At 62.2% G+C, this 23,653-nt stretch carries 21 protein-coding genes; 2 read left to right on the forward strand and 19 right to left on the reverse strand.

Annotated elements, in window-relative coordinates:
• Positions 1–12: 12 nt before the first annotated feature.
• Entirely contained in the window at positions 13–1,818 is a 1,806-nt protein-coding gene (locus KTJ77_RS06375) for a hypothetical protein (protein ID WP_217337606.1), read from the forward strand.
• A gap of 409 nt (positions 1,819–2,227) precedes the next feature.
• Here the strand turns inward: KTJ77_RS06375 and pyk are convergent, their stop codons facing one another.
• Genes pyk through gltB form a run of 3 tightly spaced genes read right to left on the reverse strand, consistent with a single transcriptional unit; the run spans position 2,228 to position 9,760 of the window.
• A complete protein-coding gene (pyk, locus tag KTJ77_RS06380; RefSeq protein WP_217337607.1) occupies positions 2,228–3,676 on the reverse strand; it encodes a pyruvate kinase in 1,449 nt (482 codons plus the stop codon).
• A 53-nt stretch (positions 3,677–3,729) separates the two neighbouring features.
• Positions 3,730–5,196: a glutamate synthase subunit beta gene (locus tag KTJ77_RS06385; protein WP_217337608.1), complete on the reverse strand. Its 1,467-nt coding sequence runs from the start codon at positions 5,194–5,196 to the stop codon at positions 3,730–3,732.
• Positions 5,189–9,760 (reverse strand): glutamate synthase large subunit, encoded by a 4,572-nt coding sequence (gltB, locus tag KTJ77_RS06390; RefSeq protein ID WP_217337609.1) that lies wholly within the window; start codon positions 9,758–9,760, stop codon positions 5,189–5,191. The genes KTJ77_RS06385 and gltB overlap by 8 nt, the downstream gene beginning before the upstream one ends.
• Positions 9,761–9,969: 209 nt before the next feature.
• On the opposite strand from gltB, the gene KTJ77_RS06395 reads away from it, so the two are divergent.
• Complete coding sequence (locus KTJ77_RS06395; protein ID WP_217337610.1) at positions 9,970–10,158, forward strand: hypothetical protein; 189 nt, start codon at positions 9,970–9,972, stop codon at positions 10,156–10,158.
• Here KTJ77_RS06395 and lgt read toward each other — a convergent pair.
• From lgt to rpoZ, 16 genes are all read right to left on the reverse strand, one after another.
• Positions 10,155–11,096, reverse strand: a complete 942-nt coding sequence (gene lgt / locus KTJ77_RS06400; RefSeq protein WP_217337611.1) for a prolipoprotein diacylglyceryl transferase — start codon at positions 11,094–11,096, stop codon at positions 10,155–10,157. The genes KTJ77_RS06395 and lgt overlap by 4 nt on opposite strands.
• 34 nt (positions 11,097–11,130) lie before the next feature.
• Positions 11,131–11,922: a tryptophan synthase subunit alpha gene (trpA, locus tag KTJ77_RS06405; RefSeq protein ID WP_217337612.1), complete on the reverse strand. Its 792-nt coding sequence runs from the start codon at positions 11,920–11,922 to the stop codon at positions 11,131–11,133.
• Positions 11,919–13,124: a tryptophan synthase subunit beta gene (trpB, locus tag KTJ77_RS06410; protein ID WP_217337613.1), complete on the reverse strand. Its 1,206-nt coding sequence runs from the start codon at positions 13,122–13,124 to the stop codon at positions 11,919–11,921. Before trpB ends, trpA begins: the two co-directional genes overlap by 4 nt.
• A gap of 2 nt (positions 13,125–13,126) precedes the next feature.
• On the reverse strand, positions 13,127–13,900 hold the full coding sequence (gene trpC / locus KTJ77_RS06415; protein ID WP_217337614.1) for an indole-3-glycerol phosphate synthase TrpC: 774 nt from the start codon (positions 13,898–13,900) through the stop codon (positions 13,127–13,129).
• Positions 13,900–14,130, reverse strand: coding sequence for an HGxxPAAW family protein (locus tag KTJ77_RS06420; protein WP_217337615.1), 231 nt, complete (start codon positions 14,128–14,130; stop codon positions 13,900–13,902). The genes trpC and KTJ77_RS06420 overlap by 1 nt, the downstream gene beginning before the upstream one ends.
• Before the next feature lie 63 nt (positions 14,131–14,193).
• Positions 14,194–14,781: a Trp biosynthesis-associated membrane protein gene (locus KTJ77_RS06425; RefSeq protein ID WP_254367383.1), complete on the reverse strand. Its 588-nt coding sequence runs from the start codon at positions 14,779–14,781 to the stop codon at positions 14,194–14,196.
• The gene (hisI, locus tag KTJ77_RS06430; protein WP_217337617.1) at positions 14,781–15,125 is read right to left on the reverse strand and encodes a phosphoribosyl-AMP cyclohydrolase; all 345 of its coding nucleotides are present in this window, start codon (positions 15,123–15,125) and stop codon (positions 14,781–14,783) included. Before hisI ends, KTJ77_RS06425 begins: the two co-directional genes overlap by 1 nt.
• Positions 15,122–15,883, reverse strand: coding sequence for an imidazole glycerol phosphate synthase subunit HisF (hisF, locus tag KTJ77_RS06435; protein ID WP_217337618.1), 762 nt, complete (start codon positions 15,881–15,883; stop codon positions 15,122–15,124). Before hisF ends, hisI begins: the two co-directional genes overlap by 4 nt.
• Positions 15,883–16,722, reverse strand: a complete 840-nt coding sequence (hisG, locus tag KTJ77_RS06440) for an ATP phosphoribosyltransferase (RefSeq protein ID WP_217337619.1) — start codon at positions 16,720–16,722, stop codon at positions 15,883–15,885. Before hisG ends, hisF begins: the two co-directional genes overlap by 1 nt.
• Positions 16,723–16,743: 21 nt before the next feature.
• The gene (locus KTJ77_RS06445; protein ID WP_217337620.1) at positions 16,744–17,007 is read right to left on the reverse strand and encodes a phosphoribosyl-ATP diphosphatase; all 264 of its coding nucleotides are present in this window, start codon (positions 17,005–17,007) and stop codon (positions 16,744–16,746) included.
• A 12-nt stretch (positions 17,008–17,019) separates the two neighbouring features.
• Positions 17,020–17,700, reverse strand: coding sequence for a ribulose-phosphate 3-epimerase (gene rpe, locus KTJ77_RS06450; protein ID WP_367948848.1), 681 nt, complete (start codon positions 17,698–17,700; stop codon positions 17,020–17,022).
• 20 nt (positions 17,701–17,720) lie between these two features.
• Positions 17,721–19,097, reverse strand: a complete 1,377-nt coding sequence (locus KTJ77_RS06455) for an RsmB/NOP family class I SAM-dependent RNA methyltransferase (RefSeq protein WP_217337621.1) — start codon at positions 19,095–19,097, stop codon at positions 17,721–17,723.
• A complete protein-coding gene (gene fmt, locus KTJ77_RS06460; RefSeq protein ID WP_217337622.1) occupies positions 19,094–20,014 on the reverse strand; it encodes a methionyl-tRNA formyltransferase in 921 nt (306 codons plus the stop codon). Before fmt ends, KTJ77_RS06455 begins: the two co-directional genes overlap by 4 nt.
• Positions 20,015–20,022: 8 nt before the next feature.
• Positions 20,023–22,008 carry a primosomal protein N' gene (locus KTJ77_RS06465; protein WP_217337623.1) on the reverse strand — a complete coding sequence of 662 codons (1,986 nt, stop codon included), beginning with the start codon at positions 22,006–22,008 and terminating at the stop codon, positions 20,023–20,025.
• 1 nt (position 22,009) lies between these two features.
• The gene (gene metK / locus KTJ77_RS06470) at positions 22,010–23,200 is read right to left on the reverse strand and encodes a methionine adenosyltransferase (protein ID WP_217337624.1); all 1,191 of its coding nucleotides are present in this window, start codon (positions 23,198–23,200) and stop codon (positions 22,010–22,012) included.
• 83 nt (positions 23,201–23,283) lie between these two features.
• On the reverse strand, positions 23,284–23,538 hold the full coding sequence (gene rpoZ, locus KTJ77_RS06475) for a DNA-directed RNA polymerase subunit omega (protein ID WP_147824348.1): 255 nt from the start codon (positions 23,536–23,538) through the stop codon (positions 23,284–23,286).
• Positions 23,539–23,653 lie beyond the last annotated feature (115 nt).

Genomic DNA, 23,653 nt, shown 5'->3' on the forward strand with positions numbered 1-23,653 from the left:
GGGAGCAAAGGTATGGCATCGTTCAAATCTCGCGAATTGACCGCCGCAATTGTGTTGCCGACGCTGATGTCACCGCTCGGAGAACACGATTCAGAGCCGGTGGCGATTAGGGCGACGCGACATAAATTGGGTTCCGTCGCCATTGTGCGAGGAGGCCGAAGCATCGGTCGATTCCTTACCGCGTCAAATGCGCTGCTCATGGATATCGAAGAGGGGCGCCGCTCAGCTGTTGCGGCTCTTCAACTCGCCGGATTTTCGCCCCTCTCCCCGGTCACGCAGGAGGCAACGGTGGGCGAGCCAATCCTGCGACTGCTCCTTGAAACTGGCGCGGGCGGTTCACCTGTTATCTACCTTAGATCCAAGGGTGTTTCCTCAGTGGGAGATGTGACTTTTGGCGCCTATGATCCGTCCACCCAATCTCTCGTGATGGCAGCCGAGAAATTTGAACCGCACATGGTGCGACTACTTGATCTGTGTGGTCTCAGCGTGAGCGTCGCCACGGTGAGACCACATCCGTCGATAAGCGCGAAAACACGGCGCTTCGTCACTTGGGATGACGCTAGGTGGATACAAGATACTGTCAACGAGGAGTCTCGAATAGCGGCGCGGGGCAACTCCGTCGTGCGACGAGCGATGCTTCCCCAGCTTGCCGACAGATTTCCAAAGAGCATCGTGAATGCAGTCAACGAGACGCTCGATTTTCCTACTGACAGTTGGAGGCGAATACGTAAAAAGGCCGACCAAACTTCGCTTTATACGTTCCCGAGCATTGACGAGCTACGGGTTGTTGGCCGAGAACTACAGGGAATTAGCCTCCCGAATGGCTGGCATGAAGTTTGGGCGGGTTCGCTCAAAATTTCTCCCTACTTCGCGGGCCGAATCGCGGCGTTGGATCTGCGGGACAGCTTTAACGAATGGTGGCAGACGATCCCACCCACCCACGTCGGAAGCCCCACACGAGATAGATTCTCGATACCAGAAAGCATGTACAACCCGTCGCGACATGGTGCGAGGACTACCTCTGAGATAGCCGATTGGTTTGAAGCGGAGAACGGTCGTGTCGTAACCGTAGCTGCGTTACTCGCTGCCACGGTAGGGAGTGAAATTCCCGACACTGTCGGTTTTGAGCCGTGTTCGTGTCCGCTCTGCGGCACCAAATACAGCCCCGCGGAATTAAGCATTAAGTCTGTCCGCGAGCACATGACCGAAGCTTGTCCGCGTTGCTTGTCGCCCGTGCGGCAGTACGAGGATACGACTCCCACACAACGGGCAGGCGCCCTGTCCGCAATCCAACACCTAGTAAGAACTGCGCGCCGAATTGTGCAGCCAAATATGTTCAGAACGCTGGTGGTGGAGGGGGATATCGACCCCATCGAGCTTCTGGTGCTGAAACATGCTCTCCCAGACAAAAGATCCCAGTCCTGGTCGGGGTGGTTGGCGGAAGCTGGAGTGCTCGGAAAAGGTTGGCGTCCCTCTTATGGATTCATCACAAAAGCCTTGGACGGCCACGATTGCCGCTCGCTGTTCGAGCGAATAGTCGACGACTTCTTTTCGAGTAAGGCCTTGCATCACATTGTTGAACCGGCATATCCATATGACTCGGAGCTGAACCAGCATGGAATGAGGGCCGACTGGCTCGTGGACGGGAGAGTTTTCGTGGAAGCAGCCGGGTTGACCGATATGGCGGACTATGCACAAAAGATAGAGCGCAAGAAAATACTCGCCGACCGCCACAATCTTGAACTCGTGATCCTTACTCCTGACGATTTGACGGGCTTGGCGGCAATCTTTCAAGAACGTCCGTCCACTGTTCATTAGCGAGATCCGCCTCAGCGCGCCGTAGTCAAGCGCAGTTCGTTCCTACCCCGCGTCCGATGTTGCGTACATAACCGATCTTGAAGGAGGCGCACCCACAGGTGCGCCTCCTTCTGCTTGGTAGCAACTCATGCCTGCCCAGCCCCTCCTGGTTCCACTCCCCTGGATCCGCTCTTCCCTGCTGCACTCCTGGTTCTGCTCCCCCTGCTTCCGTGCCCGTTATGCAGGAACCAACGGGTGACACGCCGGCGAAAACCCGCGACACGCCGTCGTTACTGTCGTGCGTTCCTCCATAACGGACAGAGCGGAACCACGACGCACGCCAGTGAGGCACGCGGCAGACACAAAACAGCACGCCGCAGACACGCCCGGGCCGATGACACCCGAAGGTGCCACCGGCCCGTAAACGGAACTACTTGACCTCTTGGTAGATGGGCGCAGCGCCGTGAATGGCGTCTCCCACCTTGTGAACGCGAAGGTCGTTCGTTGAACCAATGATTCCGGGAGGGGAACCAGAGATTACGACGACCTTGTCGCCCACTTCAGCGAGGTTGTTCTTCAACAGATAGTTGTCGACCTGCACGTACATCAGGTCGGTGTGCTTGACCGTGTCGACGAGCGTTCCGCGCACGCCCCACGTCAAGGCGAGCCGGCGGCGGATGCCCTCAAGCGGCGTGAACGCGAGCATCGGGATCTTTGAGCGCAGACGCGACATGCGCCGGGCCGAGTCACCAGACTGGGTGAAAACGCACAGGTACTTTGCGCCCACGAAGTCAGCAACCTCAGCCGCTGCCAGCGTGATTGCGCCGCCCTGCGTGCGGGGCTTTGCCGTCATGGGTGCGATGCGCTCCAGGCCGTGGTCTTCCGTTGACGCGATGATGCGCGCCATCGTTTCCACAACGACCGTCGGGTATTCGCCGACGCTCGTTTCGCCAGAGAGCATCACGGCGTCGGCGCCATCAAGCACCGCATTCGCGACGTCGCTGGTTTCAGCACGCGTCGGAACCGGGCTCGAAATCATCGACTCCAGCATCTGCGTGGCAACGATCACCGGCTTCGCCATGCGGCGGGCAAGCTCAACGGCGTGCTTCTGAACGATCGGCACAGCCTCGAGCGGCAGCTCAACACCAAGGTCACCACGGGCAACCATGATGCCGTCGAAGGCGTCGACGATCTCTTCCAGAGCGTCAACAGCCTGCGGCTTCTCGATCTTTGCGATCGTGGGAAGGAACTTACCCTCCTCGCGCATGATCTCGTGAACACGCTCAATGTCACGAGCGTCGCGCACGAAGCTCAGCGCAATGAGATCTGCGCCAATACGCAGACCCCAACGGAGGTCTTCCTCGTCCTTTTCGCTCAGGGCAGGAACATTCACGGCAACGCCGGGAAGGTTAATGCCCTTGTTGTTGGACACCGCGCCCGCGACGATGACCTTCGTGACGACATCGACGCCGTCAGTCGAGACAACCTCAACGCGAACCTTGCCGTCATCAATCAGGAGGAAATCTCCCGGCTTGACGTCTCGGGGCAGGCCCTTGAACGTGGTTCCGACTCGCTCCTTGGTGCCAAGGATGTCGTCAGTTGTAATGGTGAAGAGGTCGCCCTCGGCAAGCTCGTGTGGTCCGTCGGCAAACTTGCCGAGTCGAATCTTTGGTCCTTGCAGGTCCACCAGGACGGCAACGGCTTTACCGATGTCGTCCGCCGCGCGGCGCACGTTGGCAAAGTTTGCCTCGTGCACCGAATAGTCGCCGTGGCTGAGGTTCAGCCGTGCGACGTCAACGCCCGCTTCAAGAAGCGAACGTACGGTTTCATATGTGGATGTTGCAGGACCCAGGGTGGCGACGATTTTTGCGCGTCTCATCCGTATGTGCTCCGGTTGTTAGGGTTCTGTGGCCATCAGGGGCCGTGTCCAGCCTACTGATGCGGTAGTCCGATAGCGACATCACTCGCCCGGACCGGCGCAGGAAGTGACGTCGTACCCATCAGATACGCGTCAGCATGCGCCGCTGCCGCACGTCCTTCTGCGATTGCCCACACGATGAGCGACTGGCCTCGGCCAGCGTCACCAGCGACAAAAACGCCAGGAAGAGAGGTGCGGAAGTCGTCTTCGCGAGCCAGGTTGCCCCGCGATGTGAAGGGTGCCTTGATCTGCGGTTCAATCGTGTCCCGCTCCGGGCCGGTGAAGCCCATCGCGATGAGCACCAGGTCAGCGGGAATCTCGCGCTCGGTGCCCGACTTCGGCACCCGCTTGCCGTCGATGAACTCGGTTTCTGCGACGCGCAGCGCGCGGACCTCCCCCGCATCGTTCGCCAAGAATTCAACGGTGGACGCCAAGTAGACCCGCTCCCCACCCTCTTCGTGTGCGGATTGCACCTCGAAGATCGTTGGCATCATCGGCCACGGCTGGTGCTCGGGTCGCTCGTCCCCCGGCTGACGACCGATCGCGAGGTTCGTCACGCTGAGCGCTCCCTGCCGGTGCGCCGTGCCGATACAGTCGGCTCCGGTGTCACCGCCACCGATAACGACGACGTGCTTACCCGCTGCGGTGATCTGGTTCGTGACGGTGTCGCCCGCCAAAACCTTGTTCGACTCGACGAGGTACTCCATCGCGAAATGCACACCGGGCAGGTCGCGGCCGGGGATTGCCAGGTCTCGCGGAACCGTCGCACCGGTTGCGACGATCACGGCGTCATACCGGTCGCGCAACTGGGCCCACGTGATGTCTTTACCAATCTCCACGCCAGCGCGGAAGCGCGTTCCCTCATCCTGCATCTGACGGATGCGGTCTTCAATGTGCGACTTTTCCATCTTGAAGTCCGGGATGCCGTAGCGGAGCAAGCCACCGATGCGGTTATCCCGTTCGAACACAGCGACGGTGTGACCAGCGCGGGTCAGTTGCTGTGCGGCGGCAAGGCCTGCGGGACCGGAACCAACGACGGCGACGGTCTTGCCTGTGATGCGTCCTGGAGGCTGCGCCTGCACCCATCCGTTTGCGAACGCCTCATCGATCGTCGAGACCTCGATCTGCTTGATCGTGACGGCTGGCTGGTTGATACCGAGAACGCATGAGCTCTCGCAGGGAGCCGGGCACAAGCGTCCGGTGAACTCCGGGAAGTTGTTCGTGGCGTGCAGACGCTCGATGGCCTGACGCCCCTCGCCACGCCAGGTCAGGTCGTTCCACTCCGGAATCAGGTTGCCGAGCGGGCAGCCCTGGTGGCAAAAAGGCACACCACAGTCCATGCAACGACCGGCTTGGCGCCGCAGCACCGCCTTGTCGCCGGGCTCGTACACCTCTTTCCAGTCCATGATGCGCACGGGTACCGGGCGACGCTTGGGGAGCTCTCGCTCCGTGACTTTCAGGAAGCCCTTGGGATCAGCCACCTGTCACCTCCAGAATGCGGTTCCAGACGACCGTGCCGTCGGGGTCCAACCCCTCGGCTGCGGCGTCTTGACGAGTTTTGAGGACGGCAGCGTAATCACGCGGCACGACCTTGACGAAGTTCGGGGCTTCGTCGTGGAAATTGGCGAGGAGCGAGCCCGCACGTGACGATCCGGTCGTCACTTGGTGACGCGAGAGAAGATCCCGCAGAATCTCGCGGTCGGCAGCGCCGAGGCTCTGAATCTCTAGCTCCCCCGAGCGCAGTGCGTCGCGGTTCACGAGCTCACGGCGCAGCCGGTAGACATACGCGGTTCCGCCCGACATGCCTGCACCGAAGTTGCGGCCGGTCTTGCCGAGAATCACGGCGAGACCGCCGGTCATGTACTCAAGCGCATGGTCGCCCACACCCTCGACTACGGCGGTCGCTCCGGAGTTGCGCACCAAGAAACGCTCGCCAACAACACCACGAAGGAACATTGTTCCCTGCGTCGCGCCGTAGCCGATCACGTTGCCTGCGATCACGTTGCGTGCGGCATCGAAGGTCGCGTCCCGCGGCGGCAAAACGGCGATCTGGCCGCCTGACAGTCCCTTACCGACGTAGTCGTTCGAATCGCCTTCCAAACGCAGGGTGATGCCTGCGGGCAGGAAAGCGCCGAACGATTGACCAGCGGAACCAGTGAGGTTGACGACGATCGAATCGTGCGGGAGGCCGTGCTCACCATGCTTCTTCGTCACGTAGTGACCGAGCAGGGTGCCGACGGCGCGTTCGGTGTTGCGGATGGGCAGGTCAATTGTCTCCTGTCCCCCGTGCTCGATCACCGGGCGCGCATGCTCGAGCAGGGCAACGTCAAAGTGCTTATCGAGCTCGTGGTCTTGCTCACGCATGTGCTTGCGCGGTGCATCCTCGGGAAGATCCGGACCGACCAGGATGGGCGTGAGGTCAAGGCCCCGCGCCTTCCAGTGCGCGAGCGCGTTCTCCGTGTCGAGGAGCTCAGAGTGGCCGACCGCTTCATCGAGCGAGCGGAAGCCCAGTTCAGCCAGGTATTCACGCACCTCTTCAGCGATGAACTCCATGAAGTTGATCACGAACTCGGGCTTGCCGGTGAAACGCGAACGCAACACCGGGTTCTGCGTGGCAACGCCGACCGGGCACGTGTCGAGGTGACACACGCGCATCATGATGCAGCCGCTGACGACGAGCGGAGCGGTCGCGAAACCAAATTCCTCCGCTCCGAGGAGAGCCCCGATCACGACGTCGCGACCGGTCTTGAGCTGACCGTCAACCTGCACAACAACGCGGTCACGCATGTTGTTGAGCATGAGCGTCTGCTGCGTTTCGGCCAGGCCGAGCTCCCACGGCGAACCCGCGTGCTTCAGCGAGTTCACGGGGCTTGCCCCGGTTCCGCCGTCGTGGCCAGACACCAGCACGACATCGCTCAGCGCTTTCGCGACACCCGCAGCGACCGCCCCGATGCCAGACTGACTGACCAGCTTGGTGTGAATACGGGCAGACGGGTTGGCGCGCTTGAGGTCGAAGATGAGTTGCTTCAGATCTTCAATGGAGTAGATGTCGTGGTGCGGTGGCGGCGAAATGAGGCCGACACCCGGGGTTCCGCCACGGGTGCGGGCAACCCACGGGTACACCTTTTCCGGAGGTAACTGACCACCCTCACCGGGCTTAGCACCCTGAGCGAGTTTGATCTGAATGTCTTGTGCCTCGGTCAGGTACAGGCTTGTGACGCCAAAGCGACCGGAGGCCACCTGCTTGATGGCGCTTCGACGTTCCGGATCAAGCAGACGATCCACGTCTTCGCCGCCCTCACCGGTATTGCTCTTTCCCCCCAGACGGTTCATCGCGATCGCGAGGGTTTCATGCGCCTCCTGCGAAATCGAGCCATAGCTCATCGCACCGGTCGAGAAACGCTTCACGATCTCCGAGACGGGCTCCACCTCGTCTAGCGGGACCGGCGGGCGCACTCCCGTGCGCAGCGCCATCATGCCACGCAACGTCTTGAGCTCGGTTGCCTGGTCGTCCACGAGTTTCGTATATTCACGGAAGATGTCATAGCGGCGCGTGCGCGTGGAGTGCTGCAACCGGAACACGGATTCTGGGTTGAAGAGGTGCGGCGGGCCTTCGCGGCGCCACTGGTATTCACCGCCCGTCCAGAGTCGTTCATGGGCGCGCACGGCGTTGTCTTCTGGGTAGGCGAAGTCGTGTCGCGCCTGATTCTCAGCGGCGAGTTCTTCGATGCCGATTCCACCGAGTTTCGATTCGGTCCCGGTGAAATAGGCGTCGATCAGTTCCTGAGACAGCCCAATTGCTTCGAACACCTGAGCGCCGGCGTAGGAGCGCACGGTCGAGATCCCCATCTTGCTCATCACCTTGAGCACGCCCTTGCCGAGCGCGTAGATCAGGTTCTTCACTGCCTTCTGCTCGGTGACACCCGTGATGCGGCCGGTCCGCACCAGCCACTCGACCGTCTCCATCGCCAGGTACGGGTTGACGGCCGACGCGCCATAACCAATCAGCGTCGCGACGTGGTGGACTTCGCGAACGTCGCCTGCTTCGATGATCAGACCGACCTTCATGCGCGTTTCGTTGCGAATCAGGTGGTGGTGCACTGCTGCCGTCATCAGCAGCGACGGAATCGGAACCAGGTCCTTATTGCTGTCCCGATCGCTCAGAATCAGAAACTCCGCACCCGATTCGATGGCCGCGTCAGCTTCGGCACACAGGTCGATGAGACGCTGTTGCATCGTGCCCGGGCCCGCATCAAAGTGGTAGAGCCCCTTCAGCGTGACGCTCTTTCGCTTCGGCAACGCCTTGTGGATGTGCTGAATCTTCGCCAATTCGTCGTTGTCGATGACAGGGAAGTCCAGCGTCACGCTCTGCGCATGTTCCGGACCCCACGTCAGCAGATTGCGCTCGGGGCCGATGCCCATGCGCAGTGACGTGACAACCTCTTCACGAATCGAGTCAAGCGGCGGGTTCGTCACCTGGGCGAACTGCTGCACGAAGTAGTCAAACAGCAGCCGCGGGCGATCGCTCAGCACCGCGATCGGGGTGTCAGACCCCATCGCGCCGAGTGGTTCCGCTCCGTGCTGCCCCATCGGCGCGAGCAGCGTGCGCACCTCTTCTTCTGTGTAGCCGAAGGTGCGCTGGCGACGCGTAATGGAGGCTGCCGGATGTACGATGTGCTCGCGCTCGGGCAGGTCATCAAGACGCACCGCGCCCTCCAGCCAGTCCTCCCACGGGTGCAGGTTGGCGAGATCTTCTTTAATCTCGTCATCCTTGATGATGCGGCGCTGCGCCGTGTCAACGAGAAACATGCGTCCCGGTTGCAGGCGTCCGCGACGCTTAATGCGCTCGGGCTCAAATTCGAGCACACCGGTCTCGGAGCCGATCACGATCAGCCCGTCCTTCGTCTCGGTCCAGCGACCAGGGCGCAGACCATTGCGGTCAAGCGTCGCTCCCACGACGGTGCCGTCCGTGAAGATGAGGGCTGCCGGGCCGTCCCATGGTTCCATCTGCATGGCGTGGAACTCGTAGAACGCGCGTAGCTTCGGGTCAATGTCCGACTGCTTTTCGTACGCTTCCGGAACCATCATCATGATGGCGTGCGGAAGGCTGCGGCCGGTGAGGGTGAGCAGCTCAAGCACTTCGTCGAACGAGGCCGAGTCGCTCACCCCTGGCGTGCAAATCGGGAGCAGCGGCGCCATATCGCCGAGCACCTCAGACTCAAGTTGCGATTGCCGCGCGCGCATCCAGTTGCGGTTGCCGCTGACGGTGTTGATCTCCCCGTTGTGCGCGAGCATGCGCAGCGGCTGCGCCAGCGGCCAGGACGGGAACGTGTTGGTGGAATAGCGCGAGTGCACCACGGCAAGTTCGCTCGCGAACCGTTCGTCTTGCAGGTCAGGGTAAAACGGCTCCAGCTGGAGCGTCGTGACCATTCCTTTGTACCCCAGCGTGCGGGAGGAGAGGGAAACAAAATACGCGCCCTGCTCGGTTCGAGCACGGACGCGTAGACGGTAGGCCAGACGGTCAAGTTCGACGCCGCTCATAGCCGGAGCGCCACCGATCGCCGGGCGGGAAAGGAAGAGCTGTTCGCACTGCGGGCGTGCGTTGTATGCCAGCTTGCCGAGGTTTTCGGGTGCGGTCGGCACCAGACGCCAACCCAGAACAGTGAGCCCCTCGGACTCCGCGATCGCTTCAATGCCACGCTTTTGCGCGGTGCGGGCGTCTTCCTCCAACGGCAGGAAGGCCATGCCTGCGGCGTACTCGCCAACAGCGGGCAGCTCGAACTCCAAGACGTCACGGAAGAACGCATCAGGCATCTGAGTCAGAATGCCTGCGCCGTCACCGGTGCCCGCGTCTGAGCCAATCGCTCCGCGGTGCTCAAGGTTGCGCAGTGCTTGCAGTGCCAGCGCGACGATATCGTGGCCAGCTTCACCACGCAGAGTGGCAACCATGGCCAACCCACACGCGTCCTTTTCGAACGCGGGGTTGTACAGGCCCTGCTTCGCGGGGAAATTTCCCACGAGAGCTGGTTGAGGGGTCGAAGACATAGAAGTCGTCCTCACAAAAATGGCGGTCAATGACTGGGACGACGTTGGCCCAAGTGCGGAAAACCTGCGCAGAAGTCAGGCAAATTCGGGCGAGCTTGTGGCGACCTGATGTGATGAAAGTCAGTGGGAGGTTCTCTCACATCGACCCCATCGGGGGATTGTTTTGAAATCCTAGCATTTTCGATTTCCTGCTCACGACCACCGCGTAAATGTCTGAAACCATGCGTTTTCGTGCACTGGGCTCGATGGTTCCGTCATCGGAATCGACGTACCCGATTCTCGCCCGTTTTTCCGCCACTGCGCGCCGCGGAGACGGAACCAGTGCCACGGTGCGCAGAAAAGCAGAAAGTCGTGAAGAAAAAATTCTTCACGACTTTCTGAACGGCGTGTTGCGTTAAGACTTGGACGCCTCGACCACGTCGACAGCGCCGTCAGGTGCGGACGTATCGACGTACTCAACATCGGCACCCTGGCCCTCAGGCTCGCGTCCGGGGACGTAAGGGGATGGTTCCAAGCCGTAGTGACGACGCTGCACCAGGAGGACGATGATTCCGACAACGACGCCGAGAATTGCCGACCATACGTTGGTGCGCAGGCCAAGAATGATCTCACTCGGGTCGATGCGGATCGACTCCCAGAAGATGCGACCGAACGAGTACCAAATCAGGTAGATCGCAAACAGGCGACCCCACTGCATGCTGAGCTTGCGGCCGAGCCACAGCAGCACGACAACGCCAAGGACGTTCCAGATCACTTCGTACAGGAAGGTCGGGTGGTACAGCGTGCCAGGGGCGGCGCCAATCGGCAGCGCGGGGTTTCCCGGAGCGATTTCCAGGCCCCAAGGCAGGTCGGTGGGAAGCCCGAACAGCTCCTGGTTGAACCAGTTACCGAAGCGGCCCATTGCCTGCGCGAGCAGCATTCCTGGCGCCAGTGCGTCAGCGAAAGTCGTGAAGCGGATACCTGTCCAGCGGCAGCCCAACCAGGCGCCGATGGCGCCACCGATCAGGGAACCGTAGATGGCGATGCCACCCTCCCAGATCTTGATCCACGCCCAGGGGTCGGTCACTTCCGGCCCGAAGTAGTCGTCGAAGTGCGTGAAGACGTGGAACAAACGCGCGCCGATCAACGCGAGCGGCACCGCCACCAGAATGATGTCGATGACAACCCAGGGCTCGGCGCCGCGCTTGGTGAGGCGGTGGTTCGTCATGAACGTCGCGACGATGATGCCAGCGATGATGCACAGCGCGTAGAAGTAGATCGTGAACGGACCCACCGTGAAGCTGTTGATATCAGGGCTCGGGATACTCGTGGCAACGCTGTGTGCGAAGGGCTGCATGTGTGAAGTCTACTTCCGTGTCTTCGGATGCGCTCTAGGCGCGGGGGCGAGAGGTTCCGGCGGCAAGTGCGCGCGTGGTTTCGGCGAGTCCGGAGACGCCGCGATCGCGCAATGAGCGTACGAGCGCGGTTCCGACGATCGCACCATCGGCGTATTCCAGAACCCCGGCAACCTGTTCCGGCGTCGAGATGCCAATGCCAACGCATGCGCGTAGCGGGCCGAAGGCTCGCAACCGCGAAACGAGCGTGCGAGCGGCTGCATCCAACTGCGCGCGCTCCCCCGTGATGCCCATGGTCGAAACCGTGTAGACGAACCCTGTCGAGTTCTCGACGATCATCTTCAGTCGTTCGTCTGTCGAGGTCGGCGCGGCAAGGAAAATGCGGTCAAGGCCGGTGCGCTTACTCGCGGCGATCCATTCCCCAGCAGCTTCCGGGGTGATATCAGGCGTAATGAGTCCGGCTCCGCCTGCGGCGAGCAGATCGTCAGCGTACCGGTCGACGCCGTACTGCATGACGGGGTTCCAGTAGGTCATCACGACCACCGGAACCGCGACACGCGCTGTGATGGCTTTGATCGTTGGGAAGAGGTCAGCGAGACGGAAGCCCTGAGCCAACACCTGCTGCGTGGCTTGCTGAATGACCTCACCGTCCATCACCGGGTCGGAATACGGCGGGCCGAGCTCAATGATGTCTGCGCCGTTTTCAGCCAGCGCCACGGCTGCGTCGACGGATGTCTGCAGATCCGGGAACCCGGCGGGAAGGTAACCGATGAGCACTCCGCGTCCGTCGGCTTCGGCTGCGGCGATCGCCGCTTCGACGCGGCTCATGCCTGCCCCTTGTCATAGAGATCGAAGTACCGCGCTGCGGTGTCCATGTCTTTGTCGCCGCGACCAGAAAGGCACACAGCGATGACGGCGTCAGGGCCAAGCTCTTTACCGAGGCGGAGCGCGCCGGCCAGTGCGTGGGCCGACTCAATGGCCGGAATGATGCCTTCCGTGCGGCTCAGCAGACGCAACGCCTTCATCGCCTCATCGTCTGTCGCCGGAATGTACTCGGCACGTCCAATGGATGCAAGCCAGGCGTGTGCCGGTCCAACACCCGGGTAATCGAGTCCGGCAGAGATCGAATGCGACTCAATCGTCTGACCGTCTTCGTCCTGCAAGACGTAGGTCTTCGACCCGTGCAGAACGCCGGGGCGGCCGCGTTCGATCGATGCGGCGTGACGCAGCGTATCGACGCCATCGCCCGCTGCCTCCACGCCGTAGAGCGCGACACCTTCATCATCGAGGAAAGCGTCGAACATGCCGATGGCGTTCGAACCGCCACCGACGGCCGCGACGACGGCGTTCGGAAGCGCACCGGTGAGTTCCAGAATCTGTGCGCGGGCCTCTTCGCTGATAATCGCTTGGAAGCCTTGCACCATCGCAGGGAACGGGTGTGGGCCCGCTGCCGTGCCGAAGACGTAGTTGGTGGTCTCTACGGTTGCCACCCAGTCCCGGTAGGCGTCGTTGATCGCGTCTTTCAGCGTGCGCGATCCGGTCTTGACGGCGATCACTTCAGCGCCGAGCAGACGCATGCGCGCCACGTTCAACGCTTGACGCTCGGTGTCGACCTCGCCCATGTAGATCGTGCAGTCCAGGCCGAACAGCGCAGCAGCCGTCGCTGTGGCGACGCCGTGCTGGCCAGCGCCGGTCTCCGCGATCACGCGCGTCTTGCCGAGGCGCTTGGTGAGAAGCGCCTGCCCGAGCACGTTGTTGATCTTGTGGGATCCGGTGTGATTGAGGTCTTCGCGCTTCAAGATGATGCGCGCACCACCTGCGTGTTCTGCGAAGCGCGGAACCTCAGTGATGACCGAAGGGCGTCCCGCGTAGGAGTGCAGAAGCGACCGATACTCCGCGATAAACGCGGGATCGGCCATCGCCTCTTCCCACACGACGGTGAGCTCGTCGATGGCCGCGATCAGCGACTCCGGCATATACCGGCCGCCGAAATCGCCGAAGAAGGGTCCGTGTTCGTCACGAAGACTCATGCTTATACCGCCAGAAATTGTTTCAGGGTGGCGACCGGATCGCCGGTGACCAATGCCTCGCCGATCAGCACGACATCTGCTCCAGCGGAGCGGTAGTGAGCAACATCAGCAGGTGTCAGGACAGCTGACTCCGCGATCTTGATCGCATCAGCAGGGAAGGCATCAACAAGCGCACCGAACAGGTCACGGTCAAGCTCGAACGTGGTGAGGTTACGCGCGTTGACACCAATCAGCTTCGCGCCGATGGCCTTCGCTCGTTCCAGCTCCTCCGCGGAGTGCGTTTCGACCAACGGTGTCATGCCGAGCGACACGATGAGCTTGTACAACCGCTCCAACGTCGCTTGGTCAAGTGCCGCGACAATCAGAAGAACCAGGTCGGCACCCGCTGCGCGGGCTTCGTACACCTGATATTCCGATGCGATGAAATCCTTGCGCAACACCGGCAGCTGAACGCGCGCACGCACCGCTTCGAGGTCAGCGAGGCTGCCCTTGAACTTATGCCGCTCAGTGAGGACGCTGATCGCCGAGGCGCCGCCCTGTTCATAGAGCGCCGCCTGATGCGCTGGATCCGGAATGTCAGCCAGATCGCCGCGGGAAGGCGAAGCACGCTTCACCTCAGCAATGATCTTGACAACGTCTGCCGGAGCCAGGGCAGCCAACGCATCAATCGCCGCAGGTCGCGCCAAAGCGTCGCGCTCAACCATCGCGATCGGGCGGAGCGCTTCGCGCTCCTGTGCGTCAGCTACTGCGCCGGCCGTCAGGTCGGCGAGTGCCATCAGTGACCCTTCGGAACGTACTTCGGGCCCTTAACACCCCAGCCGAGCTTGGCCATGAGCCAACCAACGAGCAGGCCGGCGACCAGAACGCCAGCAGAAATGTAGACACCGAGCGAGTTGTGCGAAACGAAGAAGTACGTTCCGACAACAAACGCCAGGAGCATGATCGTCACGGCCGTCCACGCGGCGGGCGAGTGTCCGTGTCCGGGGTCGTCGATCGGGTTGCTCATAGTTCTCCTCCGAGAAAAGTCGTTAGGGGCTTTCAGTCTATCGGGAATGTGTGCGCGCGCCCGTCAGGCACTCTGCGTGGGGTCTTCGCCGCGGCTTAGATCGTCCCATGAATCAATCTTGTCGAGCGGGCCGGTATGGGCAGCCGCGTTGGTCGAGACCCGGTATTTCTTGCCTGCTGACGCCCACGACCGGGCGGTCACGAGCGCCAATAGGCCGCCGCCGATGACCAGCAGCCAGGCAATAACAGTCACCGAGACCCAAGGCGTTTGCGTCAGCGCTGTCACCATTTCGGCAATCGCAGAGTCGCCCGCAATTCCGGTCGCCTCTGTCACAGCTGCCGCGACATCGTGCGCGGAAGCGCCCGTGATCAGGCGAACGTTCAATACCAAAAGGGCGACACCGATGACGACGCTTAACGTGCCGAGGACATATCGGAAAGCGAGACCGGCGATGCTGAGCGTGATGGCAGCCGCGATCGCCGCAAGGCTGAGTGGCGCCATCAAAGCGATCGCGTCCGCACCCGCGACATGGAGTGCTTCGGCTGCACCGTCGTTGATCGTGACATCAAGCCAGGTCTGGGTCGATGCGATGAGGCCGAACAGTCCTCCGGCGAGAATGCTCAAGACGCTGAGAAAACGTGCGCGTTTCATCATTCCGCGTTCTCGATTCGCAGTTCGCGCTCATCGAAACATGTGTGAGTGCCGGTATGGCAGGCAGCACCGGTCTGTTCGACCTGCAGGAGCACCGTGTCACCGTCACAGTCGTACGACGCAGAAATCAGCACCTGGGTGTGTCCTGACGTGTCCCCCTTGCGCCAGTACTCCCCACGAGAACGCGACCAGTAGGTGACGCGTCCTTCCGTGAGCGTGCGACGCAGTGCCTCTTCGTCCATCCACGCGAGCATCAGCACCTCTTTGGTTCCGGCCTCCTGCACAATCGCAGGAACCAAACCGTCGGCATTGAAGACGACCTGAGGAAAGCGGGGCGCAGTCATCGCACCAGTACTCCTGCATCGCGCAGAGCGGACTTCACCGCGCCGATTGTGAGCTGACCGGAGTGAAACACGCTCGCGGCGAGGACCGCATCGGCGCCGGCTGCTACGGCGGGGGCGAAATGCTCCACGGCGCCGGCACCACCGGATGCGATCACCGGAACGTAGGCAATCTCACGCATGAGACGCACCAGTTCCAGATCGAAGCCTGCCTTGGTTCCGTCCGCGTCGATGGAGTTGACGAGCAACTCCCCCGCGCCACGCTCCATGGCTTCGCGTGACCACTCCAGCGCATCGATCGATGTTTCTTTGCGGCCACCGTGCGTCGTGACGACGAAACCGCTCGGAACCTCGGCGGATCGCTTGACGTCGAGTGACAGTACCAAGACCTGAGAGCCGAACCGGTCGGCAATCTCGGAAATCAGTTCAGGGCGCGCAATTGCCGCCGAGTTGACCCCGACTTTGTCTGCGCCGACGCCCTGCAGCCGCGCAACGTCATCGGCGCTGCGGACGCCGCCGCCGACCGTCAGAGGAATGAATACCTGCTCAGCCGTACGCCGCACCACGTCATACATCGTGGAGCGATCGTCAACCGTCGCCGTGACATCCAGGAAGGTGAGCTCATCTGCGCCTTCTTCGAAGTACCGTGCAGCGAGCTCGACGGGGTCGCCCATTTCTTTCAGGTTCTGGAAGTTGACGCCCTTCACGACCTTGCCTTCGGCGACATCGAGGCACGGGATAACGCGGGTTGCCACAGTCATTAGAGTCTCGCCGCGTCGATCGCCGTGACCAGGATGGCTCGTGCACCAATGGCGTACAGGTCATCCATCACCTTATTGACGGACTTGCGCGGGCTCATGACCCGCACAGCCACCCACGCCGGATCGCGCAGAGGCGAAATCGTGGGCGACTCGATGCCAGGGGCAAGCGCGACAGCCTGGTCGACAAGGTGCGAAGGCAGGTCGTAATCGATCAGCACGTAACGGCGCGCGACCATGACGCCGCGCAGGCGACGCAGCAGCGTCTCCGTGCCGTCAACGTCTTGCGGGCCAGCGATTAAAACGGCCTCAGATTCAAGAAGCACAGGGCCGAAGATTTCCAGCCCGGCCTGACGCAGCGTGGTTCCGGTGGATACGACGTCGGCAACCGCGTCGGCGACACCCAGATCGACTGCCGATTCCACGGCTCCGTCGAGCGGAACCAGGTCGACGGCCACGCCGTGTTCGTCGAGGAAACGGTCAACGAGACCGGGGTAGGCCGTTGCGACGCGGAATCCTTCGAGATCCTTCAGTTCGGTAAACCGGCCGGGGCGGCTCGCGAAGCGGAACGTCGAGTCACCAAAACCGAGCGCCTCGATTTCGCGTGCTGGCATGCGTACGTCGAGCAGCAGGTCGCGGCCGGTGATGCCGACATCGAGAGCACCCGAGGCAACGTAGGTCGCAATGTCACGCGGGCGCAGGTAGAAGAATTCGACATCGTTCGGCGAGTCGATAACGTGCAGGTCTTTGGGGTCGCGGCGACCGGTGTATCCGGCCTCGGCGAGCATGGCAGAAGCCGTATCGGAGAGGGAGCCCTTATTGGGCACAGCAATTCGAAGCATGATGGGCTTTCGGTGAAGTTTTTACAGGTGGCGGTAAACGTCGGCGAGGGTAATCCCCTTCGCCAGCATCAGAACCTGGGCGTGGTAGAGCAGCTGGGAAACTTCCAGGGCAAGGTCGTCATTTGTCTCGTATTCCGCAGCCATCCAGGCTTCAGCGGCTTCTTCCACGACCTTCTTGCCGATGGTATGCACGCCTGCTTCCAGGAGTTCGACCGTACGAGAACCAGATTCTCCCGAGGTCGCCTTGTCACTGAGCTCTGCAAACAGATCGTCGAAGGTCTTCACCCTCTTAGGGTACTAGTCGTGGGAGTGGCGGTGATACGCGGCAGCCCCTAAACCGCGAAGTGTGACGATTGCCTCATCGGGATCGGCCGCGCCAAACACAGCGGAACCAGCCACAAAGGTGTCTGCACCGTGCTCTGCGGCGATTGCGATGGTGTCGATATTGATACCACCGTCGACCTGCAACCACACGTCGGAACCGACAGATCGTGCGTGTGCGGCGAGTGCCGAGAGCTTCGGCATGGTGTCTGGACGGAACGACTGACCGCCAAAACCGGGTTCCACCGTCATCACCAGAATCTGGTCGAATTCGTCAAGGATGTCGTACAAAAACTCGGCGTCTGTGCCTGGTCGCAGGGCCACGCCTGCACGTGCGCCAATGTCACGGACGCGACGAGCCGTGGCCACGGGGTCACTCGTGGCCTCGACATGGAAGGTCACCGAGGCCACGCCGAGTTCTGCATACTTCGGAGCCCAGGTATCGCAATCGTTGATCATGAGATGCACGTCCAGCGGAACCGGACTCGTCTCCTGCACCCGCTGCGTCATTTGCGGACCGAAGGTCAGGTTCGGCACGAAATTGTTGTCCATGATGTCGACATGCACGAAGTCGGCGTTGCCGATGCGCTGCAGGTCGCGCTCCATGTTGACGAAGTCGGCCGACAGGATGCTGGGGTTGATTCGCACGTCGCTCACGCCTCCCATTATGGTGTGGCTCACGCTTTCTTCTGCAGCAACGCTAGGAACATGCCGTCGGTACCGTGCCGGTGCGGCCAGAGTTGGGCGCGACCGGAACCATCGGCTGGTGTCGGAAGATCAAGTTCTGCCCGCGATACGGCTTGGATAGCAGCGCGCGCATCCAGCTCATCGAACTCATCGCCAACCGCACGCCGCAAGTGCGTGAGAACACCGTTTGTCTCGGCCAGGTGCGGCGAGCATGTGACGTAACCAATGGTTCCGCCCGGCTTCAACGCCATCAGCGCGGCATCAAGCAGTTCGAACTGCAGGTCGGCGAGGTCAGCAACGTCGCCGGGTTGTTTGCGCCAGCGTGACTCCGGGCGGCGGCGCAACGCACCGAGCCCGGTGCACGGTGCATCGACAAGAATGCGATCGTAGGTATTCGGGCGCATCGCGGCAAAGTCGCGCCCGTCTTCTTCATGCACCACGACGTCGAGCGGAATTCCGGTGAGGGCTTGGCGCACGAGTCCGGCGCGGGCGGGCGTCACTTCGTTGGCTTCCAACGTCGCGCCCACAGCTAGTGCTTCCGCCGCGAGAATCGCCGTCTTCCCGCCTGGGCCCGCGCACAAATCGAGCCACTTCTCCCCCGGCTTGACCTCCCCGTGCCTGGCCAAAGCAAGGGCGACGAGTTGGGAGCCTTCATCCTGCACACGAACACGCCCAGCGGATTCGCGCACCATCGCAGCCGGGTCACCGCCTGGGCTGACGAATCCGACGGGTGAGCCTGCGGTGCGCGTTGCCTCGTCGGGAATCTCGGCAAGCCCAGGAAGCGCCGCCATCACGACAGACGGCGACACGTTATCGGCCTCGAGGAGGGCGTCGAGCTCGTCGGCACGGCCTTCAGCTGCCAGCGCGCGGCGGAAAGCGCGAATGACCCAGACCGGGTGCGATGCCATCACCGACAGCCGCTCATCGTCGGAGTGCGAAGCCTCTTCCAGGCGGGTCATCCAGGTGTCAAGGTCGGCCTCAACAACGCGTCGCATCACGGCGTTTGCGAAGCCGGTTGCCCGACTGCCCACCATGTCACGCACCAGCTGCACCGTCTCATTGACGGCGGCGTGATCCGCGACTCGTGTCGCCAGAACCTGGTGCACGCCCAGACGGAGTGCGTCGCGAACGGCCGGCTCAACGCTGTCAATGCTGCGTTTCGATGCCATCTCGATGATCGCGTCATAGGTGCCGAGGCGACGCAGCGTGCCGTAGGTCAGTTCGGTCGCGAAACCCGCATCTTGCGGGCTGAGCGCCTGACGTCGGATGGCGACAGGCAGCGCAAGGTTTGCGTACGCATCGGAGGTTGAGACCGCGTGGATAACCTCATAGGCGACGCGGCGGGCTGGAGCGGCGTAGGTGGTCATGATCCTGCCTTCAGGGATTCAGTGCGTAGACCGCGCCACCAGTCTGCAGCGGGCATCGCCGCCTTACCAGTGGGTTGGACGGTCACGAGGTGCAGCGGCACGTCGGCTGTGCCAATAACGACGGCTTTACCGTCGAGATAAATTTCTCCGGGAGCCGGACGCTTTTCGCTGTCGGAACGCGCGGCGCGTAGCACCTTGAGTGGCGTGCCCGCAATGGTTGTGAAGGCGCCAGGTTCCGGTGTGACTCCGCGCAGCTGCGCATAGACGGCGGCCGCACTCTGGTTCCAGTTGATGCGACCATCCTCGCGCTCGAGTTTGGCTGCCACGCTTGCCTCGCCTTTTTGCGGCACAGCGAGGGCGGTTCCGGCTTCAATATCACTGACAACGCCGGCCACAATGGGCGCACCCAGCACCGCAAGTTCATCAAGGAACTCGCCAGCCGTGGCATCGTCAGGCACCGGAACCTCGTGGCTGGCGAAGATATCGCCAGCGTCAAGTGCGGCCACCAGTTGGAAGACAGCAATGCCGGTGACGGCATCACCCGCCATCATCGAACGCTGCACAGGGGCCGCCCCACGCCACAGCGGTAGCAGCGAGAAATGCAGATTAATCCAGCCGTGCGTTGGCGCGCTGAGAAGCGGCTCACGCACGAGTCCGCCGTAGGCGACGATGACGCCGAGCTCCACGTCAAAACCGACGATAGCGGCCGTCGCTTCGTCGTCAAGGCGGGCGGCCTTTACGACCGGGATACCGAGCGCCTCGGCGGCAACCGCTACCGGGGACGGCGTCAGTACCCGCTTACGGCCAAGAGGAGCATCGGGTCGGGTGATGACAACGGCAACGTCGTGACCTGCAGCGACGAGGGCCTGAAGTGTCGGCACGGCGACGGCGGGCGTGCCAGCAAATGCAATGCGCATGGGTGTCCTTAAAGTCGCGGGTCGGCGACGTCGGTGTGGAGCTTGAGTGTCGCTCGCGGCGGCCGGTTGGGACGGGTTCGAGTGCTGCGGCGCCCGGCGACAGCCGCCGCGATAACGCTCGCACGGAGGGAAGCGACCACCCGCTGTCCGAGGGCATAGTCGTAGCGGATCAGCGCGCGGGCAAGTTCGTCACCGTTGCCATCGAGTGGAAGCGGGCCGAGCACGGCATCGCGAGCGAGGTTCGGGACGTCTTCGCGGAGCTTCGTCAGCGCCGTGCGTAACGATTCGTGGTCTCCCTCGAGCATCGCGACGCGTGATGTGGGCGGCATCCGTAGCGGAGCACGCTCAGCGAGCTCACTCTGCGCGAATGCCGCGTGCGTCCACGTGGCAAAGGCGCGCGCCACCTCACCGGCAACGCCAACAAGCAGGACGGGAGCGCCAGGCGCGGCCAGTGCCGCAGCGTTTGACCACCAGCGCAGACAGGACTCGCTGACCCGCAGGTCATCGCTCATCAGCATGCGGTCTCCATCGAGGAGAAGCACAGCGTGATAGCCACCGGCCGCAATCGGCTCGGCGCCACGCGTGGCCACGACAAGGACGGGCGTTTCTGCCACCGTCGTGACCGCGTGTTCGCCGTCTGACACGATAATGCGGGCGCCAGGGAAGGCGCGACCCAGGTCGTCTGCCGTCCGCTCGCTGCCTGATGACGCCAGCCGGACACTGACCGATTGGCATTGGGGACATTTCCATCCGTGCGCGGTGCGCCCACACCAGCGGCACTGCGGAGCAGCGCCACGTGCCTTCGCATGTAGCGGCCCGGAACAGTGCGCGCACTTCGATGGCGTGCGGCACTGTGCGCACACCAAGACGGGCGCGTATCCCGGACGAGAAACCTGTACGAGCACGGGCCCCGTCGCTAGCGCCTCACGGACGGCACGATAGGCGCTCGACGGAATCCGAATGCCTGGAGCTTCATGATCGGTGGGCGACGAGAGGATCGTGCGGGGCGCGTAGACGCGAGCCGCGGAAATCTCCCGAACGTAGCCAATGCCAATCAACCGCTCCACATCAGATGTGCGAGTGTGGCCAGCAAAAACGAGGCCACAGCCGGTGAGCTCTTGCCTGACGAGCGCCGCATCTCGTGAGTGCACGTAAGGTGCGAGTGGTTCTTCGAGCAGGCTATCGCCGTCGTCCCACATCACGATGAGGCTAGCGTCGACGGGCGAATACACGGCCGAGCGATTGCCCACCACGATGACGGGGGCGGCAGCGAGCGTACGTAAATAGTTGCGGTATCGGTCAGGGCCTGTCTGTCGCGCATCGACGCGCGCGACAGCAGCCTCGTTCACGAAATCGTCGAGCGCGGCCAGCACGGCGTCTTGGTCGCGGTAGTCAGGCACGACGACGATCGTGCTCTCCCCCTGTGCGAGCCGGGCCGCGGCCATGGCCGCCACCAGCATCGCCCAAGCCCCGACGGTATCGCCGCTCTGTGTCGACACCGGGTGCGCGATGGCGCTCCACGCGATGCGTTCGCGTGCACTCACCGCATCGGCAAGTCCCGGAAAATCATCCAGCAGGGTGTTCGCATAAGACACGGCGTCGTCTGCGACCGTTTCAGCGACCGGTTCAGGCGCAGTAAGCCACTGCTTCTCCACGCGGACCTGGCGTTTGGGAACGGCAAGACGCAGGATGTCATTGGCCGCGCCACCCGCACGATCGGCGACTTTACGAGCCAGCGTGTAGAGGAATGGCGGAACCACCTGTGCCGATGACACGACGCTGTCGATTTCGCTGAGCGGACGATCCACATCCGTGTTGTCGGCAACCTCAATCGCGTAGGCGTCGACAATGCGCCCGACGGTGCGCAACGGAACCCTGAGTCGGACGCCCGGCTGCACTGTGCCTTCGAGTGCGTCCGGAACGGTGTAATCGAACAGTCTGTCCAGCTGTGGCAGGGGCGAATCGATCAGTACGCGAACGATTCGCTGCGGCATGTCAGAGCCCGGCGGCAGCGCGCAGCTCGGCAACGCGGGTCGTCTTCTCCCACGTAAAGTCGGGCAGTTCACGACCGAAGTGACCGTACGCCGCGGTCGCAGCGTAAATCGGGCGCAGCAGATCGAGCTCTTCGATGATGGCGCTCGGGCGCAGGTCGAAGACATTCGTGATCGCCTTCGCGATCGCGTCGTCATCAATCTTTCCTGTGCCGAATGACTCCACGTAGAGCCCAACGGGTGCGGCCTTGCCAATCGCGTATGCGACCTGCACTTCGAGGCGGTCTGCGAGACCCGCAGCTACCGCGTTTTTCGCGACCCAGCGCATGGCGTACGCCGCTGAACGGTCAACCTTCGACGGGTCTTTACCGCTAAACGCACCACCACCGTGACGCGCAGCGCCACCGTAAGTGTCAATGATGATCTTGCGTCCGGTGAGACCGGCGTCGCCCTTCGGCCCGCCGATTTCAAACGGACCGGCGGGGTTAAAGTAAAGCTTGTAGTCGGGTGCGTCAAGGCCAGACTCAGCGAGCACCGGCTCGATCACGTGAGTGCGAACCGCCTCACGTAGTGCATCCTGCGTGATGTTGGGGTTGTGCTGCGTCGACACCACGACAGCTTCAATCGACTTCGGCGTGAAGCCGTCGTAGCCGAGGGTCACCTGGGTCTTGCCGTCAGGGCGCAACTCGGGAATGGTTCCGTCGTGACGCACCGCGGCGAGCCGCTCGGCGAGCCGGTGTGCGAGCCACGCCGATGCAGGCATCAGCTGCGGAGTCTCATTCGTGGCGAAGCCAAACATGATGCCCTGGTCGCCTGCACCCTGAAGGTCGTGGCGGTCAGCGGAACCTTCACGCGCTTCCAGCGCCTGGGACACGCCTGCGTGGATGTCGCCAGACTGTTCACCAACCGACACGGTCACGCCGCAAGAGTCGCCGTCAAAGCCGGTCTCGCTTGAGGTGTAGCCAATCGTATTCACGACGCGACGGGCAATGCCTGAGATGTCGGCGTATGCGTCAGTGCGCAACTCACCGGCAACGTGAATGAGGCCCGTCGTTACGAGCGTCTCGATGGCGGCGTGCGTGTTGCGGTCTTTGCTCAGCAGGTCATCGAGGATGCTGTCCGAGATCTGGTCACAGATCTTGTCGGGGTGTCCTTCGGTGACGGACTCAGAGGTGAATAGGCGCAGGCTAGTCATTACAGGCTCCAGTCGTGGGTGTCACACACAAATATGCCCGCCGCCACGGACATTCCATGACGGCGGGTCATACAGCGAGATATTTACTCGGCAGCGCGCAGGCGCAGCTTGTCCTCGTTGATCTCGTGAAGAGCGATCGTCAGCGGCTTGTCTTCAACAGACGAGTCGACGAGCGGGCCCACGTTGTCGAAGAGGTTGCCCTCCTGCAGGTCCGAGTAGTAGTCGTTGATCTGGCGTGCACGCTTGGACGCGTAAATCACCAGTTCGTACTTGGACTCAACCTTGCTGAGCAGGTTGTCGATGGGCGGGTCAATAATGCCCTGGTTGGTGCCGGCCATGGCAGACCTCCTGTGTCGGAGTGGAAAAGACGTGGCGTGGCGGAATTCCGCGCGTACGCAAGAACCCATTCTACGCCCTTTTGGTCAGACTGTTGGCGGCCCGCAGCGTTTTGCC

Origin of the sequence: Microbacterium sp. NC79, assembly GCF_019061125.1 — a bacterium.
Taxonomy (GTDB): domain Bacteria; phylum Actinomycetota; class Actinomycetes; order Actinomycetales; family Microbacteriaceae; genus Microbacterium.

Coding starts and splice junctions, on each gene's coding strand:
- KTJ77_RS06375 (WP_217337606.1), top strand. CDS start 13: ATGGCATCGTTCAAATCTCGCGAATTGACCGCCGCAATTGTGTTGCCG.
- pyk (WP_217337607.1), bottom strand. CDS start 3,676: ATGAGACGCGCAAAAATCGTCGCCACCCTGGGTCCTGCAACATCCACA.
- gltB (WP_217337609.1), bottom strand. CDS start 9,760: ATGTCTTCGACCCCTCAACCAGCTCTCGTGGGAAATTTCCCCGCGAAG.
- KTJ77_RS06395 (WP_217337610.1), top strand. CDS start 9,970: ATGTCTGAAACCATGCGTTTTCGTGCACTGGGCTCGATGGTTCCGTCA.
- lgt (WP_217337611.1), bottom strand. CDS start 11,096: ATGCAGCCCTTCGCACACAGCGTTGCCACGAGTATCCCGAGCCCTGAT.
- trpA (WP_217337612.1), bottom strand. CDS start 11,922: ATGAGCCGCGTCGAAGCGGCGATCGCCGCAGCCGAAGCCGACGGACGC.
- trpB (WP_217337613.1), bottom strand. CDS start 13,124: ATGAGTCTTCGTGACGAACACGGACCCTTCTTCGGCGATTTCGGCGGC.
- trpC (WP_217337614.1), bottom strand. CDS start 13,900: ATGGCACTCGCCGACCTGACGGCCGGCGCAGTAGCTGACGCACAGGAG.
- KTJ77_RS06420 (WP_217337615.1), bottom strand. CDS start 14,130: ATGAGCAACCCGATCGACGACCCCGGACACGGACACTCGCCCGCCGCG.
- KTJ77_RS06425 (WP_254367383.1), bottom strand. CDS start 14,781: ATGAAACGCGCACGTTTTCTCAGCGTCTTGAGCATTCTCGCCGGAGGA.
- hisI (WP_217337617.1), bottom strand. CDS start 15,125: ATGACTGCGCCCCGCTTTCCTCAGGTCGTCTTCAATGCCGACGGTTTG.
- hisF (WP_217337618.1), bottom strand. CDS start 15,883: ATGACTGTGGCAACCCGCGTTATCCCGTGCCTCGATGTCGCCGAAGGC.
- hisG (WP_217337619.1), bottom strand. CDS start 16,722: ATGCTTCGAATTGCTGTGCCCAATAAGGGCTCCCTCTCCGATACGGCT.
- KTJ77_RS06455 (WP_217337621.1), bottom strand. CDS start 19,097: ATGACCACCTACGCCGCTCCAGCCCGCCGCGTCGCCTATGAGGTTATC.
- fmt (WP_217337622.1), bottom strand. CDS start 20,014: ATGCGCATTGCATTTGCTGGCACGCCCGCCGTCGCCGTGCCGACACTT.
- KTJ77_RS06465 (WP_217337623.1), bottom strand. CDS start 22,008: ATGCCGCAGCGAATCGTTCGCGTACTGATCGATTCGCCCCTGCCACAG.
- metK (WP_217337624.1), bottom strand. CDS start 23,200: ATGACTAGCCTGCGCCTATTCACCTCTGAGTCCGTCACCGAAGGACAC.
- rpoZ (WP_147824348.1), bottom strand. CDS start 23,538: ATGGCCGGCACCAACCAGGGCATTATTGACCCGCCCATCGACAACCTG.